A 16399-nucleotide genomic window follows, 5' to 3' on the forward strand; every position below is an offset into this window, starting at 1 on the left:
AATACGGGAATCGGTTTTGACGGAACAAACCTTACGGTGACAGACGCTGGGGGAACCCAGAGTGTAGACATCAGCGGGGTAAGCACAGACGATCAATTGGATACTGAAGTTAATCTGGCTACACCAATCGACGTTGACGAAGGAGCTGTGTCATCACCGACCAACGAGACAACAGTAGCTGAAGTTATTAATGCCATTGCACCCATCACTTCTAAAGCAGCACGTGTTTTTTATCCACCTTCCATAGCTATTGACGCTTCGACGAATGGAACAGGTTTTACCGTTGATCTTTATGCGCAGTATATAGCTCAATTTGGGACACCCGCAGTAGCAAGTACTGGCGCCCCTGCGGCCTTGCCAACATATGCCGCTTCAGACCTATACTACTATGTAACCCTTGCAGATCCCGCTGTCTTTGCAAATATGAGTATTGATGCCAATGGGGTGCTGACCTATGATATAATTGGACAACCAACGGACTATAACTCTCTGATCAACGTCGTATTTGTTGTACGATAACAGGAACGGCTCAGCCTTTATTTTGAAAAACATCCTTCGACATATTGTTTCTAAAACCGGGTTGCTCCTGTTGCTATTCTTTAGTATTCAGTCGCAGGCGCAATTTTTGCTGCAGGCTCCTAATTCTGGTGATGAAGGGAATTACCGTTGGTACGAAGCATCGGATACCGTCACGGTCTTAGGTACAGATTTCTTCTATGAGGCAACTCAGCCCGGAATCTATTTTGCTACCTATGACGGAACATTATGTGGTTCTAACGCAACAGACTATTTCATTCTAACGGATTGCAACAGCCCGGATAATGAGGTAACACTTAATATTACAGCGAGTGTGAATGGTACAGCTACGGTAACCTGGAATCCAGCTGTGAGTGGAGATCCGCTACAACCTCAGGTGATTGCAAGTCAAACGGTTGTGCGATATACAGCGCGTATAACCAAGGCTGGGAATACTACTGAATTACCTTCTTTTGTCGTTGTGTGTATGCAGCAAGCTGCTGAACTATTCGATGATGTTTTCACCCTGAATGAGGACACTTCAGAAGCAGTACCCATATTTGACAACGATACTTACTTGCCTCAGGATGGTACGCTGACCGCTACAGATCCTGCAAATGGGACAATAAGTATAGATGACAGTGGCACCCCAAATGATCCTACGGATGACATATTAACCTATACCCCCGATCCTGATTTTAATGGGGTTGACACTTTTGACTATACCGTTTGTAATACAATCGGGGATTGTAGCACCGCCACAGTGGGAATTACAGTTTTACCTATAGTGGACGCTATCGATGATGCAGTAGCTACTTCTATGGGAGAGCCTGTTACTATTGACGTGCTCGCTAATGACAACGATATTCCGACCCTGGGAACACTTACGGTGAGTGATCCGCCAAATGGGACTGTAAGTATTGATGACAATGGGACACCTGATGACCCTTCTGACGATTTACTTGAATATACTCCTGAAATCGATTTTGTTGGAGCTGATATATTTACCTATACCCTATGTGATGCCCTGGGTAATTGCAGTACCGCTACTGTAACGATAGTCATCAATATGGAAGACGTAGATATTGACAGTGACGATGACGGAATCGTCGATAGTTTTGAGGATTTGGACCTCGACGGGGATAATGACCCTTCTACCAATCCTGTAGACACGGATTCTGATGGAATTCCGGATTACCTTGATATCGATTCAGACAATGACGGTATTCCCGACAATGTCGAGGCCCAGTCAACCGGCGGTTATCTCCCGCCTCTGAATGCAGATTTGAATGCTAATGGCCTGGACGATGCCTATGAAAATGGAGGGTCCGTAGGGGTGATACCTCAAGATACGGATGGCGATGGGCTACCCGATTACGTGGATACCGATAGCGATGACGATGGTGTGGTAGATGCTATTGAGGGCCATGACTGGGATAGGGATGGATTTCCTGATGTTAGTCCAATCGGTACAGACCAGGATAATGACGGGCTGGACGATGGTTATGAAGGGAGTGAGGTAATAGATTCAGATGTCAATGACGAGATTGATGTGCCGGTTTCAGACTTGCCTGATACCGACTCAAATGGCGAGGCAGATTACCGTGATATTGATGATGACGGAGATCGAATTCCAACATCTTCGGAAGATGCTAACGGGGATGGTATCTTCTCTAATGATGATTCGGACAGTGATGGAATCCCGGATTATCTGGATGCCACAGCCGAGGGTGACGGTGTAGTAGTATATAACGCGGTTACACCCAACGGGGATGGCGCCTATGACGTGTTAACAATCGCCAATTTAGAAAACTTTCCCAATAACAGCGTTCGGATATACAACCGATGGGGAGTCCTGGTTTTCAGTACCAGATCCTACAATACCCAGGGGAATGTGTTTGATGGAACTTCTGAGGGAAGAGCAACAGTTGCCCGTGATAATAAACTCCCTACAGGAACCTATTTCTACATTTTGGAATATCAGACGCCGGAAGGAGTAACCCGTCAACGTACAGGATACCTGTATTTAAATAGATAATGCAATGCTGCAGCTATTGAGCCGAAATATTCAAATCCTTCGCAGTATTTTCATTCTGCCAGTTCTCTTAGTTGGGTTTGCCAATGGAGTTTGGGGACAACAAGATGCGCAGTACACTCAGTATATGTACAATACGGTTAGTATTAATCCTGCTTATGCCGGATCACGCGGGCATTTGAGTATCGCTGGGTTGCACCGGTCTCAATGGGTTGGTTTGGAGGGGGCTCCCAAGACCCAAACTTTGAATCTTCACGCTCCCATAGGTTATAGGGGTGTTGGTCTGGGGTTGTCGATAGTCAATGAGCAGATCGGACCTACCTCTGAAACCTACTTTGATGCGGATTTTTCATATACGCTTCAACTATCACGGGAATCGCGGCTGAGCTTTGGGCTTAAGGGTAGCCTTCATTTACTGGATATTCGCTTTTCAGAACTCACTCTGGATCCCAACAATCCTGACTTTTCACTGCAACAGGACATACAAAACCGGATTTCACCAAACGTCGGGGCTGGTGTATACTACCACAACGAGCAATTTTATATAGGTCTTTCGGTGCCGCGGATTCTTGAGACTACCCATTTTGACGAATCTCAACTCTCCACTGCCCGGGAGCAAATGAACTTCTACTTTATAACCGGGTATGTCTGGGACATACACCCTTTATGGAAGTTTAAACCAACACTTCTGACTAAATTAACAATGGGTGCGCCCCTGCAGGTAGACCTGTCTGCAAACTTTATGTACGATGAAAGTTTCATCATGGGCCTGGCCTACAGATGGGATGCCGCAGTCAGTGCAATGGTGGGGTTTAATCTTACACGGTCCTTTATGATTGGCCTCGCTTATGATCGGGAGGTTACAGAATTGGGAGGAACCGCGTTTAACGATGGTTCTTTCGAGGTTATTTTGCGATATGATTTTATCAGCCGCTTAGGGCGGATCAAATCCCCCCGCTTCTTCTAGCTGGACTTCAGCTCCAAAAATTACGGCTGGATAATAGGGGTCGCTACAAGTGATTTCTTACCTGGGTACGGACATCTTATCAAATTATTTCTGAAGGCATTTTTTATGAATGTCTTAACCGAATTCTTCCTTAAAGGCCTTAATTTTGGGATGTGAGAGAAGAAGAAGTTATTCTGGTGACCCCTGAGGATTCCGTAATTGGAACAATGCCTAAAATGGAAGCACATCAAAAGGCAGTCCTGCACAGGGCTTTTTCCGTTTTTGTCTTAAATGATAAAGGAGAGACGATGCTGCAACAAAGGGCAGCTCATAAATACCATTCCCCCTTATTATGGACCAATACATGCTGTAGCCATCAGCGTATTGGGGAAACGAATTTAGAGGCCGGCAGACGTCGGCTTCAGGAAGAAATGGGGTTTGTTACCGAGTTAAGTGAACTGTTTTCCTTTATATATAAGGCGCCGTTTGACAATGGCCTTACTGAGCATGAACTGGATCATGTGTTATTGGGGCATTTCAATGGAGCCCCCCAGATTAACCCTGAGGAAGTTGCATCCTGGAAATGGATGAGTCTCGATAAGATCAGCAAGGATCTCGACGAAAATCCTGAAAGCTATACGGCCTGGTTTAGAATAATTTTCAACCGTTTTTACGATCACATCGGTCGTGACAAGGCATAGAATGATGAAGGTAAAAGTCAGCAGAAAAGCACATTTTAATGCCGCTCATCGGCTATTCCGTCCAGATTGGGACGATGCCCGAAATGAAAGTGTTTTCGGTAAATGCAATAATCCCCTCTTTCACGGTCACAACTATGAACTTATCGTAAGTGTTACGGGCCCGATTGATCCCAATACCGGATTTGTAATTGACATGAAAGTCCTCAAAGACCTCATTAAAGTTGAGGTTGAAGATGTTATGGATCATAAGAATCTCAACGAAGAGGTTGAGGAGTTTAAGGATTTAAATCCTACTGCAGAGAATATTGCAGTGGTTATCTGGAATCGGTTAAGACCGCATCTGAATAAGTCGCATGACCTCGAGGTCCAGCTTTTCGAGACGCCTCGCAATTTTGTAACCTATACCGGAAACTGATGGGGCTGGCTGTCGGAAGTACAATGCCTGATTTCAGGCTTCGTGACCAGAATGGGAATTGGTTTGATAGCAAGGACCACATAGGCCAGCGACCTATTGTTCTCTTTTTTTACCCCAAGGATTTTACCCCTGGATGTACGGCAGAGGTTTGTTCTTTTCGAGATCACTTTGAAGACTTCACAGATGCAGGGGCTATGGTTGTCGGAATTAGTTCGGATTCCCAAAGATCACATCGATATTTCGCAAGAAGGCATCGCCTGCCCTTTGTATTATTGAGCGATCCTAAAAAGCTTGTGCGAAGAAAGTTCAAAGTGTCGAATCGCTTTATGAGTCTGCTGCCAGGTCGGGAAACTTTTGTAATTGATAAAACGGGTTGCGTGGTTCTGTCTTTTGAAGCACTTCAGGCTTCAGGACATGTTAAACATGCTCTAAAAATCATAAAAAAAATACAGGAAAATGAATCTTTATCCCCTGAAGTTTAAGCCAATCCTCAAGGAACGTCTGTGGGGAGGGGAAAAACTAAGAGAAGTTCTGGGTAAGGATTTTACGAGTGCCGAAATCGGGGAAAGCTGGGAAATCTCGGGGGTAGAAGGGGATGTTTCTACCGTCGCCAACGGGCCTTACGAAGGAAAATCCCTGAATGACCTGATCAGTGCTCATCCGGAGGATCTACTCGGATCTGATGTCGTGAATCGTTTTGGATTAGCGTTTCCTATTCTCATCAAGTTTATCGATGCTAAGAAAGACCTCTCCATACAATTGCATCCTGATGATGAACTAGCCCGCAAAAGGCATAATTCCTTCGGGAAGACGGAAATGTGGTACGTCATGGATGCCGATCCCGGAGCTGAGTTAATTATTGGGTTTAAGAATGACTTGAGCCGGGAGGAATTCCAAAAGGCAATGGATTCGAAATCCCTTACAGATTACCTGCATTACGAGCCTGTTCAATCCGGCGATACCTATTTGATCAACAGCGGGAAAATCCATGCGATAGGGGCTGGAATCCTGCTGGCGGAAATCCAGCAGAGTTCCGATGTAACGTATCGCGTATACGATTTTGATCGTCGGGATTCCCAGGGTAACCTTCGGGAGCTGCACACAGATCTTGCAGTCGACGCAATGGATTTTAAAAAGAAGGATGACTTCAGAATCCAGTACTCCCGTGCATTGAATAGAGAAAGCCCTATGGTTTCCTGCGAGTACTTCAAAACGTCTTATCTGGATTTGGACTCGGAGACAACTATGGAGTTCGAGGATCAGCATTCCTTTACCGTCCTGATTTGTGTTCAGGGTAATGCACAACTTGTTATGGGTTCATGGAACGTTCCTGTCGAAAAAGGAGAAACAGTACTTATTCCGGCTTCAGCCAAAAAGCTAGTTCTAAAAACATCACAAAGCAGCTTTCTGAAGGTTTCTTTGTGAACAGTCACACATATTCTTAAAGGGAAGTTGTACTTTTGACCGAAATAATCAGCTATTATGGCAAGTATTCGAGACCTGAAAAAGGACATTAATTACGTACTGGGCGACATTATCGAAGCCGTTTATATCATTGAAAACAGTCAGCAAGAAGAAAACTCCAAGGAGGGTTCTGCTATTATTGATAAGGCGATCGAAACCTTTGACACGCTCATAGCCCAGGTGAATCAGAAAGATGTTGCCGATAGAAAAGAACACTTAAAGGCTGTCAGGGCATCCCTTGAGAAGGAGGCTACTGAATTGATCGCGCGCTTAAATAAGATGGGATAATACCCTAATCCTGCTGTTCCCGTAATCCTTCAAGTTTCTTACCGTACTTGGAAGTTGCAATTTGCTCCGGTAAGTTGCGGTAGAGGGAATCCAGTAATTTGGGATTCGCATCTGCAATTTCGGACCAGGCTACGTAGGGCGCAAGCTGGGAGTTCTTATGGGTGTGGGCAAAATTCAGGGTGTAGAGGTATTTACGTCTCAAACTCTGGTCCACTGCCCGCTCAATTGAATCCAACGCAGTTGAATCCTCGGGAAGCTGAAGTGGGATCATGGCCCGAGACAACTCTAATTGCCTTAGGTTAAAACGAGACATATTTTTTTTGAACTCCACGTAGTTTTCCTGATTGACGGTACCCTTTACAACTGCATCTGCCTCAAAGGCATCCCACCGGGTGGTTACCTGGTATTTTCCGGGTTCCCCATAAAAGGAGATACGATCGTCAAGGCTGTTGTTGTCCGCCTTATCGAGATAGAGGTAAAAAATATCGGGTTCTGAAACGATCGTTGAAAAAGAAAATTTCCCGTCTCCCCGTATTTCAACGGAATCCAGGGTAATAAGGGTGGAATCCGGAATGGCTTGCAGGTATAAAGTACCTTTTTTAAGTCCTTTTACGTTTCCATCTACTTTCATTATCAGACTTTCGTCCTTACCCTTACAGGAAGAGATCAAAAGTAAGACTCCCAGGAAATAAACAAAGCTTTTCATCGACGCGAATTAAGGCACAAATATGCCATTTTTTTTGATAACCTCAACTTTCCTTTTACAAGCTTGAAACCACCTCCATAAGATAAGCACAGAGAAGGGCACCCCCGGTTCCGACAACATAACCCAATACAGCCAAAAGGACGCCTACTGAACTTAGTGAAGCATGGAATTCAGCTGCTACCACTGGGGCAGAGGCTGCTCCACCGACGTTTGCCTGGCTGCCAACGGCAAGAAAGAAAAATGGGGCCCGGATCATCTTTGCCACCAAAATAAGTAGTCCGGCATGAATGGATATCCAGATAAGGCCGAGCAAAATCAACCCGGGGTTTTCGAGTATTCGAGTTAGGTCCATCTTCATGCCAATGGTGGCAACAAGAATATAAATGAAAACCCCGCCCAATTTGCTTGCGCCAGCTCCTTCCAGGTTTTTCGCCCCTGTAAATGACATCCCAATCCCCGCAAGGGTGGCAATAACGACCATCCAAAAAAACTTTCCTCCCAGGAAGGATAAAAAACTCCTGGGGTTTTGTACTACTTCATATGCACCACTGAGGTAGGCACTAATCCCATCACCCAAAAAGTGTGCCGCCCCTACGGCGCTGAAAGCCAGTGCTGCCATGAGCATATAGTCTCTCAGGGTGGGCACCCTTGTAATTTTTTCCGAAAAAGCCGTTACCTTTTTCTTCAAGGCTTCAATGGAGGACGCATCAGCCTTTAACCATCTGTCTATTTCTTTATTCCTGCCAACCCCGAGCAGTAGGATCGCCATCCATATATTGGCGCATACTACATCCACCAGAATCATTTCCCCATAGCGGTCCGGGTTGAATTTAAAGATTTCAAACATAGCGGCCTGATTCGCACCGCCTCCAATCCAACTTCCTGCTATAGTAGAGAGGCCACGCCAGATGGCGTCAAAATCATGTCCACCCAGGGTTTGAGGAGAAATCACAGACATAATCAGGATGGCAATTGGCCCACCGATTATGATTCCGAAGGAACCCGTCAGAAACATGATAAGCGCTTTGGATCCCAGTCGTGCAATTGCCTTGAGATCTATACTGAGGGTCATCAGTACTAAGGCTGCCGGAAGTAGATACCGACTCGCCATAAAATATAAATTCGAGTGTTCATCCGAAACGATCCCTAAACTGGCGAGAATCGCGGGAAGCATATAACACAGCAGAATGGCGGGTACCCAAGTATAGAATTTTTTCCAGAATCCGCTTTTTAAACCCGAAGTGTAGAAGATAAAGCCCAGGCAAAGGGCAAGCAAACCAAATACGATGGTATCGTTGGTAAAAAGAGGTGTATCCATTCCTTAGAATTCTGTTACAGGCAAAAGATACATGAAAATTGAATAATGTATTGATTAATCAGACGGCTGCTATCAAATATTGAGCCAGTAGGTAAACTTCAGATTGATGGACCGGACCCTCGGACGGAAGGAGTCAACGTAGTAGTTGTCGGTATAGACAAGGAAGAGATCCGATAAGGGCGCAAATCGCCACTGCAGTCGTGTATTGATCCCCAAATTGTCCCGTTGATTGCTGTACTGCACTAGGGTAGACCAAAATAGTGATCTTGAAAAAGTGATCTCGAGTCGCGGAACAATAAGCCAAATATCCGCAGATGGATAGGGGTCCGGAAGGGTTATCTGGTCATAGTTAACCTGCATGGATAGAAAGGCTTTGGGCTGAATCCGAATTGTGGCCCCTCCCTCAAGGGAAAGTCTTTCGCCATTGAAAAAACCTCCAAAGGTGCTCTCTGCCCGAAAGGAGAATAAACGTCTGCGATCCGAATTATATCTAAGACGCACACTGTTATAGTGGTAATCGGAATCCGCAGGAAGGGGAATGCCGTCGTCGGACCCGGTCGGATCAAAAGAATCGAACAAATAGGTATATTGACTGCGCCACTGAACTTCGGCCTGAGATTGATCCCTAAAGCGCGCTCCCCATTCACCCTGTATGCGATAATCCGTTAGCTGCATGTCCAGAGAAGGGCTCCAGATCTGCTGAGCGAAAACCCGAAAACTATGATTGTTGACATAGCTGTCTTCGGGCCAGAAAGTTCGTGAAAGACCCGTTGTTCCCTTTACGATATCCGTCCTTCGAATAAAACCAAGGTCTGATCGAAAGTTTTCTCCTATATAGGTCCAATCGGTAAATCCTCCGTAATATCGGGAATTGTAATTCATCGATGCTCCGGTTGAAAGTTCATTGCCGCTGACTTCAGGCTGTGTGGATCGATGCAGGTAAAACCGCCCATTCCATCTGTTGTTCACGGATATCAGGTTGTAATCCAACCCGAAAACCCGATTAAAACGTTCATCACGAGTGATAAAATCATCATTCCCGAATGCGGACCTGTTGATAAAATAAAACCCGATGTTGGAGCGCGCAAAAACGACGTGCTGCAACGCCAGCATGGTGTTATTGAAGGCGGGTATTTCATTGTCTGCATCCTTTTCGGTCTGTATGCTAAAAAAACCAAGACGCAGTTTGGGGTTTAATTTCCCGCTGAGTCTAACCCCGCCTAAAATGGGGTTTTCTATGGTGTTTCCAGAGGTGTCCTGGGCAATCCCAATACGCCTGGAAAAGAAGGGATTGGCGTCCCGCGCCCCTCCGAAATCTGCGAACAAGTCATTGTTGTCGATAAAGAACTGCCTTTTTTCCGGCAAAGAGACTTCAAACCTGCTTAAGTTGGTCACCTGATCATCGACTTCAACCTGAGAGAAATCGGGATTGACGGTAATATCCAGATTCATGCTATTGCCTATAGATAGCTTGGCATCTGCGCCAACTTTTAATCGGTTTTCCTGATTTTGGTTTTCCCGATCGTTAAACGTACCTGCAGCTATGTAAGGTATAATAGCCATGGGAGTACGGGATTTTCCGAGCGGTTTCTCAAAAATCATATCCCCCATAAAAGTCAGACCGTAAATGTTTTGGTTTTGTGGGATACGGGCCCAGGTACTCTGCTCATTTGACTGGGTGTCAAAGCGGTAACTGTTGAATCGCCATTTGGTTTCCCCCTCCCTGAATTTAAATGAGGTCAAGGGGATGATCAATTCGGAGGTGTAATAATCATCGTAGATTTTGGATTCCCCTTTCCACTTTACATCCCAGGAAATCGTAAAGCCCCTTAAGTCCAGGCCCCCTCCGGAGACCAGACCTTCCCTGCGTACCCCATATGGGTTGATTCCGAATAAGAAAGCGTTGTTGGCATCATTAAAGGTATCGAATAACAGTGTGATGTTATCGGAGTTTCCCGCCCTGAAGTCCCTTTTTAAGGATTCGATGGCATACCTCCGACCGGCCGTATGGACCTTTATACCAATGTAAAGGTTGGTGTCATCATACACCATTTTAATCTCTGTCTGCTTGCGTGCCTGAATGCTGTCGACTGGAAAGTATTCCCAAAATTCATCAGCAGCTTCGGCAATCTCCCAGACATAATCGTCAAGGACGCCGTCGAGTTCTATGCGCTCGGTGACATATTTGACATTGAATGATTTGTAGGGACCAGTTTGGGAGTATGCAACAAGGGAGCAAAAAAAACAAAGCGCTAGCCGCCAATAGGAGTGCATAAATTCATTTTGGTGCCTAAAAGTAATTTTTTCCTGACGAAAGAAACCTTTTTTTTATATTCTTTAACGTATCCTTTAGATTTATATCGCCCCTTGTAATTTTGGAAGCGGCGAGTTCAGATTGCATGGATTCTATCCGTAAATTCACGCAGGTTTCGATTTTCAATTACTAATTTTATAAGGATGAAACATTTCTTCCTCCTCGGTTGTATGCTTTTATTTCTGACGCCCTTTGAAGGGTTTACGAAAATGCTGCCGGATTGGTCCAAAACCGGACATAGGGTCGTCGGTGCAGTTGCACAGAAGCATTTGAACCGCAAAGCCAGAAAGGCGGTTGAGAAAATACTGGAAGGTGAAACACTGGCTGAGGTCTCCAATTATGCAGACGCGATTAAATCGGATCGGAATTTCGCCCGTTTCAGTCCCTGGCACTATGTGAATTATCCCGCTGATCAGCAATATCTGGACTCCGAGCCCAGTCCTGAGGGTGATGTGGTCATGGGGATTGAGAAGTGCATTTCTATCCTCAAAAACCCGAATACGGGCAGGGATGAGGCACTTTTTTATCTCAAAATGCTCATACATCTGGTGGGAGACCTGCATCAGCCAATGCATGTCGGAAAACTCGAGGATAAGGGAGGGAATGATATTCAGGTTCAGTGGTTCGGGAGAGGGAGCAACCTGCATCGGGTTTGGGATGCAAATTTAATAGATGACTATGGCATGAGTTATTCCGAACTGGCAGAGAGCCTGCCCCGATGGGATCGGGATAAAATCAAGAGCGTGATGGACGGGTCGGTTTACGATTGGGTTGAGGAAGTGCAGGAGGTTACCAACCGGGTCTACGAGTCTGCCGAATCTGGTGAAAAACTCAGTTACCGGTATCGCTATGTTTGGTGGGATACGGTGGAGGAACAACTTTTGGCAGGGGGGCTAAGATTAGCTGCAGTTCTTAATGAAATTTACGGCTAGTGAATTCCCTAATTCCTCCTTTTGGAAATGGCATTTCCAGAAATGTTCTTTTGACGTGAACACTTAAAACGAATAACATTTTGGTCGCGAAGTTTTTGATGCTTCGTACTGCGCCCCTGTACTCTTCTGCGCCACCTTTTAAAACTTCCGGGCTTGAGTTCGGTTCGCATCAGGGAAATTACCTGGTCTTCTGTAATTCCGAATTGATAGGTGATGGCCTCAAACGGAGTCCGATCCTCCCATGCCATTTCTATAATCCGATCTGTTTGCTCTGGTGTAAATCCTGAATTTTCCACGCCCCAAAAATACGAAGAATCTGAGATCAACTTAAAAAGGCTTAATCCTTAGATAATTTTCCTGAAAGTCAGGTTTATACGTTTCCCCAAAGGTTGACGGGATTTGGGAATCTGATGCAGCCAGAATTCCTGCATAGGCCCTCCCATGAGTAAAAGGCTCCCATGAAGGAGTTGCATGCGGAAGCGAAGTTTTTTATCCTGTCTGTGTTTAATGTGAAAGATGCGGGTCGCGCCCAGGGATACAGAGGCGATAAAAGGGTGCTTGCCAAGTTCCTTCTCATTATCGGCATGCCATCCGTTGCTGTCATTTCCGTCTCTATAGAGATTTAGCAGACAGGTTGTGAAGCGCTCACCACTGCTGGTTTCTATCCTGGTTTTAAGGTCAGCCAGCTCCCTCGTGAATGGAATGGGGTCCATTTGAATCCCCGAATACGAATACGATTTACCCTCCTCGCCAAAAAGGGCAGTAAGACGCGGTTGCATGTAGGTTTTGCCAAAAATTCGAATGCTGTCTTCCTTCCAGCTTACCGAATGAAGAAGGTTATGGAACAGGGAGTCTGCTTCTCTTGTCGAAAGGAAATCAGGATTGTAATGAAGTTTGGCATCTGGTAATATAATTGAACCGCTTTGTTTGAGATCTTGCATCAGCGAACAACGGATTTTAATTCATTCCGATACTTGGAGGGGCTCATCCCGGTGAAGCTTCGGAACGACTTGTTAAAATGCGAAAAGTTGTTGAATCCACTCTCGTAGCAAATCTGTGTAATGCTCAATTTGTTTTCCGACAGCAGGTTTGAAGCATGCACGAGTCGGTATTCATTGACAAACTGAACAAAGGTCTTTTGGGTCACTTTCTTGAAGTATCTGCAAAATGAAGGTACCGTCATAAATACGAGGTCAGCCATTTCCTCAAGTGCAATGGGCTGACGATAATTCTCTTTAACGTAATTGAAGATTGTATTGATCCGGTCATTTTCCTTGGATTGAAACTCCATAGATAAATGATCGGCATTCAAAATCTCATACTCCGTCGAACTTGCCAATTCGTTGAGGATGTTCAATATCGCAAGAAGCCTTTGAAAATCGGTTTTATATTCCAGAATTTCAATTTTCTCACCGATCTTTTTCTTTGAGGTGCCCCCAAAAGCCAGACCACCTTTTGCTTTCTCAAAAAGGTTCCGGATTTTTGACATTTCCGGGATATCAAAAAAATCAGACCCCAAAAAATCAGCTTTCATCTGAACCACCGACTCGTTGCTGTTCCCGGTGCTCGCGTCCGTAAAACCGCAATGCGGAAGGTTTGATCCAATCAGAATTAGGTCTCCCTGTGTATAATAGGAGACATGGCTTCCAATTTGTCTCCGACCACTGCCCCCGTTGACATATACCAATTCCAGTTCCGGGTGATAATGCCAAACGTTATTCTTGTTTGGCTTTTGAGCACTGAACTTCTGGTACGTAAAAGAATGTCCAAAGTCCGGGGCGATCGCCTCAAATGCAGGTTTACTCTTAACCAAGGTGTCCATAGCAATACCAGTTATCAGTCAAATTTACGTAAGACCGCTTTAGAAGGATTATGCAAAATTAACCCTATTATGTACAATATTACCATTAGGGGGAAATATTGTGACATCATGTGTTAAAATAATACATAAACTGGATAATGTCGTGCTAGTTTGAGCCCTGGTCGCCATGTACTTTTGGAGTGTAAATCATTTATCAATCTAAAAACGAATGTCATGAAAAACACTTGGAAAAAAGCTAGTACAGTTCTTATGATTCTCGCGGCTTCAGCGAGTATTCATGCAGCATCACCGGATTCCATAAGTAATCCTGGTGAAAAGGAAGTTAAATCGAGCAGCCCGGCCTTACAGGTTGTAGGGGAAAAAGTTTTTGTCAATCATTTGAATCTCAATGGCGAAAAGGTCACTTTAAAGGTATATGATGAGGAGAACCGTATCTTATATCTTAAGGAGTTTGACCAGTCCCCGGTTATTGAAAAGGCCTTTAATTTCGAAAATGCCTATGAAGGAACTTACAGTGTGGTCCTGGTTGGTGCCGATACATCATTTACGGCAACGGTAGCCGTAGCACTTTAGTTAGTTTAGTTTTAGTTGGTTTAATTCAGGAAAAAGGGGCCATTTGGCCCCTTTTTTATGCGATCCACTTTTGGAATTGGTTTTTCTTTTCTCCGGAAATCCATGGAAGTTTAAGGACATTCTCAATGAGCTCCCGATCCTTTTCAGGGGCATACAGCAATTTGAAATACTCCGATATACTGATCTCTTCCTCTGCTAATTCCAATAGTTCCATTGGATCTCCCTTCTCAACGAACCCGGGCTCAACCACTGAAATATATGTACCGGGACGGCCGTGCTTAATAAAGGCGTCGATAATGCCCTGATCTTCGAAGCGAAGTCCAAGTTTGAAACAAGGCTCCCTGGGCGTGGTAATGCGCACGATTGCATCCCCAATCCTGTACTGGCTTCCAATGAAGAGTTTGGTTTCATCCAATCCCTCAACTGTAAGGTTTTCCCCAAACATCCCGAATTCCCAATTTAGTGAGGGGTACCTTTCTTTCCAAAAAGAATACAGGTCTTCGGAAAAAAGATACGCTGCTTTCTGGGCTCCTCCATGCACTTTTGGATTCCCAATGGTATCTCCTGTAACCCCTTCCGGGCCAAGGTAAATTCCGTCGGTTAGTGGAGTTTTGTAGATGCCTGTGATTTTATCCTCATTATTCCATCTGATCGTCACGGGCTTTGCGATGTTTGTGCTAACTATTTTCATGGATTTCGGATTTACTTTAAAGGTAGTACTTATCGGAAAATTTTGAGAACAATATGAAAATGTAAAAGGGGTGGGGGCAAAAGCCCCCACCCCCGCAATAACAAAGTTAAGATACAAACCTGCACCCACCAATCAGTAGATTCAAAAAGAATTTGCACAACCCCATTTGCGACTAAGGCAATAACACTACTCCTCCCGATCCATTTTTCGCGTAACAAAAAATCCAATCAATAATCCGGTTCCGGCCATGAGGAATATAGAACCCGGCATGGCGATATCCCAGTCTACGCCACCGACCTGTGCGAGGGTCCCACCAATTATTACGCCGGCTCCAATACCCATTAACAAGAGCGCCATATTGACAATTAGGACCTTCCAGATGGGTTGTGTCCTTCCCCGACCCTTTAAAAAAATACTCGCGTCCACGCCCTTTTCAATCAGGGCCAGTCGCTCTCTGTTTCGTGTGGAAAAATAGAGGTAGGTTACACCGAAAATAACTGAGAATAAGGCGATAAAAATAATGACTTCTGATCCCATAGTATTGGTTTTAATAGTGGTTTAAAATTTAAATTCATCTTATCAGACGATCAGATTAAAGGACAGGTTACGAAATAGTGCGTTTTTTTCGTAACCCCCTGGCACCATATTTCGTCTTATAGCTGAAATGAATGTGAATCCGGTTTCAGATTCGGAGGTTATCAGCGATGTGCTGGCGGGTAATTCAAGAGCATATGCAGTCTTGATCAGCCGGTATCAGCATATGGTATTTACCCTGGCTGTACGAATGCTGGGCAATCGGGAATTAGCAGAGGAGACAACACAGGATGTTTTTGTAAAGGTTTACAATTCCCTGGAAAAGTTCAGGGGAGAATCTAAATTTTCGACCTGGCTCTACAGGGTGGCCTATCACCGAATCCTTGACGCCTCACGTCGCGAAACCCGCCAGACAGGTGATTTTATATCAGGGGGCCTCGATATTCGATCCCTTGGTACAAATGAAAGCACATGGGACTGCTTGATGACCAAAGAACGCCGGGACATCCTGGTCAGCGTTTTGGCACAATTATCCACGGAGGAGAATTCAATTATCAGCCTCTATTACTTACAGGAAATGAGCGTAAAGGAAATTTCCGAAATTATAAATCTCGGGCAATCTGCTGTTAAAGTCAGATTGTTCAGAGCACGCGAGCACCTGAGATCATTACTTGAGGGTACAACCCAGGGAGCCTTGTTAAAAACGTATATTTAGAAATACACCTAAAAATGGATACGGAACATAAACTTAAAGAATTGTTGAGGGAAGTTGCACTGGAGAAAGCCCCTGACACCCTTGTTTCAGACGTTTTGAAGGCAATTCAAACACAATCGGCCCCAGTGGTGTATGGCCCGCTGATATCCAGAAAGGGATGGGTGCTTATCACAATTGGTGTTCTGCTCCTTTGTAGTCTCACCTATCTCCCATTGTCCTTTTTATCGGATCTATCACTTCCTGAAATGCCCGGTTTTTCCTGGACTTACCTGCAATGGCATATACCGGATGTGCCCAGGTTTTCCAGAACCTCATTAATCGGTACTTTGGCTTTTGCACTTTTTAGTTTAGTTCAGATTGCCTGGCTTAAGAAACTAATCAATAGATCGTTTAGAATCTGAGGGGTTTTATCACGGGGTAAATAGCGTT

Annotated in this window: 20 protein-coding genes; 12 read left to right on the plus strand and 8 right to left on the minus strand. The window is 44.9% G+C overall.

Features of this window, described 5'->3' with window-relative positions; genetic code table 11:
- From QU605_RS10915 to QU605_RS10950, 8 genes are all read left to right on the plus strand, one after another.
- Positions 1 to 519: hypothetical protein (locus QU605_RS10915; protein WP_353655884.1), on the plus strand; the 519-nt coding region annotated here is incomplete at its 5' end.
- Between the two features lie 31 nt (positions 520 to 550).
- Positions 551 to 2554 carry a T9SS type B sorting domain-containing protein gene (locus tag QU605_RS10920; protein WP_434967928.1) on the plus strand — a complete coding sequence of 668 codons (2004 nt, stop codon included), beginning with the start codon at positions 551 to 553 and terminating at the stop codon, positions 2552 to 2554.
- Positions 2555 to 2558: 4 nt separating this feature from the next.
- Entirely contained in the window at positions 2559 to 3518 is a 960-nt protein-coding gene (locus QU605_RS10925) for a PorP/SprF family type IX secretion system membrane protein (protein WP_289725351.1), read from the plus strand.
- 152 nt (positions 3519 to 3670) lie between these two features.
- Positions 3671 to 4198 carry an isopentenyl-diphosphate Delta-isomerase gene (gene idi, locus QU605_RS10930; protein WP_289725352.1) on the plus strand — a complete coding sequence of 176 codons (528 nt, stop codon included), beginning with the start codon at positions 3671 to 3673 and terminating at the stop codon, positions 4196 to 4198.
- Positions 4199 to 4202: 4 nt separating this feature from the next.
- Positions 4203 to 4613, plus strand: a complete 411-nt coding sequence (locus QU605_RS10935) for a 6-pyruvoyl trahydropterin synthase family protein (RefSeq protein WP_289725480.1) — start codon at positions 4203 to 4205, stop codon at positions 4611 to 4613.
- Positions 4613 to 5095 carry a peroxiredoxin gene (locus QU605_RS10940; protein ID WP_289725353.1) on the plus strand — a complete coding sequence of 161 codons (483 nt, stop codon included), beginning with the start codon at positions 4613 to 4615 and terminating at the stop codon, positions 5093 to 5095. The genes QU605_RS10935 and QU605_RS10940 overlap by 1 nt, the downstream gene beginning before the upstream one ends.
- The gene (locus tag QU605_RS10945; protein WP_289725354.1) at positions 5070 to 6038 is read left to right on the plus strand and encodes a type I phosphomannose isomerase catalytic subunit; all 969 of its coding nucleotides are present in this window, start codon (positions 5070 to 5072) and stop codon (positions 6036 to 6038) included. The genes QU605_RS10940 and QU605_RS10945 overlap by 26 nt, the downstream gene beginning before the upstream one ends.
- 57 nt (positions 6039 to 6095) lie before the next feature.
- A complete protein-coding gene (locus QU605_RS10950; RefSeq protein ID WP_289725355.1) occupies positions 6096 to 6365 on the plus strand; it encodes a hypothetical protein in 270 nt (89 codons plus the stop codon).
- A 4-nt stretch (positions 6366 to 6369) separates the two neighbouring features.
- On the opposite strand, the gene QU605_RS10955 is transcribed toward QU605_RS10950, so the two are convergent.
- From QU605_RS10955 to QU605_RS10965, 3 genes are all read right to left on the minus strand, one after another.
- On the minus strand, positions 6370 to 7071 hold the full coding sequence (locus QU605_RS10955; protein ID WP_289725356.1) for a DUF4369 domain-containing protein: 702 nt from the start codon (positions 7069 to 7071) through the stop codon (positions 6370 to 6372).
- A 55-nt stretch (positions 7072 to 7126) separates the two neighbouring features.
- Complete coding sequence (locus QU605_RS10960) at positions 7127 to 8389, minus strand: DUF819 family protein (protein ID WP_289725357.1); 1263 nt, start codon at positions 8387 to 8389, stop codon at positions 7127 to 7129.
- Between the two features lie 72 nt (positions 8390 to 8461).
- On the minus strand, positions 8462 to 10663 hold the full coding sequence (locus tag QU605_RS10965) for a DUF5916 domain-containing protein (RefSeq protein ID WP_289725358.1): 2202 nt from the start codon (positions 10661 to 10663) through the stop codon (positions 8462 to 8464).
- 183 nt (positions 10664 to 10846) lie between these two features.
- On the opposite strand from QU605_RS10965, the gene QU605_RS10970 reads away from it, so the two are divergent.
- Positions 10847 to 11635: a S1/P1 nuclease gene (locus tag QU605_RS10970; protein WP_289725359.1), complete on the plus strand. Its 789-nt coding sequence runs from the start codon at positions 10847 to 10849 to the stop codon at positions 11633 to 11635.
- An 8-nt stretch (positions 11636 to 11643) separates the two neighbouring features.
- On the opposite strand, the gene QU605_RS10975 is transcribed toward QU605_RS10970, so the two are convergent.
- From QU605_RS10975 to QU605_RS10985, 3 genes are read right to left on the minus strand one after another with little or no spacing between them, the layout of a single operon-like run.
- Entirely contained in the window at positions 11644 to 11958 is a 315-nt protein-coding gene (locus tag QU605_RS10975; RefSeq protein ID WP_289725481.1) for a TIGR03643 family protein, read from the minus strand.
- A gap of 21 nt (positions 11959 to 11979) precedes the next feature.
- Positions 11980 to 12576, minus strand: a complete 597-nt coding sequence (locus QU605_RS10980) for an alpha-ketoglutarate-dependent dioxygenase AlkB family protein (protein WP_289725360.1) — start codon at positions 12574 to 12576, stop codon at positions 11980 to 11982.
- Entirely contained in the window at positions 12576 to 13457 is an 882-nt protein-coding gene (locus tag QU605_RS10985; protein WP_289725361.1) for an AraC family transcriptional regulator, read from the minus strand. The genes QU605_RS10980 and QU605_RS10985 overlap by 1 nt, the downstream gene beginning before the upstream one ends.
- Before the next feature lie 213 nt (positions 13458 to 13670).
- Between QU605_RS10985 and QU605_RS10990 the strand changes: the two genes are divergently transcribed.
- Positions 13671 to 14030 carry a hypothetical protein gene (locus QU605_RS10990; protein ID WP_289725362.1) on the plus strand — a complete coding sequence of 120 codons (360 nt, stop codon included), beginning with the start codon at positions 13671 to 13673 and terminating at the stop codon, positions 14028 to 14030.
- Positions 14031 to 14085: 55 nt separating this feature from the next.
- On the opposite strand, the gene QU605_RS10995 is transcribed toward QU605_RS10990, so the two are convergent.
- Together QU605_RS10995 and QU605_RS11000 are read right to left on the minus strand one after the other, a co-directional pair.
- Complete coding sequence (locus tag QU605_RS10995; RefSeq protein WP_289725363.1) at positions 14086 to 14721, minus strand: MOSC domain-containing protein; 636 nt, start codon at positions 14719 to 14721, stop codon at positions 14086 to 14088.
- Positions 14722 to 14907: 186 nt separating this feature from the next.
- A complete protein-coding gene (locus QU605_RS11000) occupies positions 14908 to 15258 on the minus strand; it encodes a DUF6249 domain-containing protein (RefSeq protein ID WP_289725364.1) in 351 nt (116 codons plus the stop codon).
- Between the two features lie 127 nt (positions 15259 to 15385).
- Here QU605_RS11000 and QU605_RS11005 point away from each other — a divergent pair, with 127 nt between their 5' ends.
- Positions 15386 to 15970, plus strand: a complete 585-nt coding sequence (locus QU605_RS11005) for an RNA polymerase sigma factor (RefSeq protein ID WP_289725365.1) — start codon at positions 15386 to 15388, stop codon at positions 15968 to 15970.
- Positions 15971 to 15984: 14 nt separating this feature from the next.
- Positions 15985 to 16371, plus strand: a complete 387-nt coding sequence (locus tag QU605_RS11010; protein WP_289725366.1) for a hypothetical protein — start codon at positions 15985 to 15987, stop codon at positions 16369 to 16371.
- Positions 16372 to 16399 lie beyond the last annotated feature (28 nt).

This window comes from Robiginitalea aurantiaca, from assembly GCF_030380815.1.
GTDB classification, from domain to species: domain Bacteria; phylum Bacteroidota; class Bacteroidia; order Flavobacteriales; family Flavobacteriaceae; genus Robiginitalea; species Robiginitalea aurantiaca.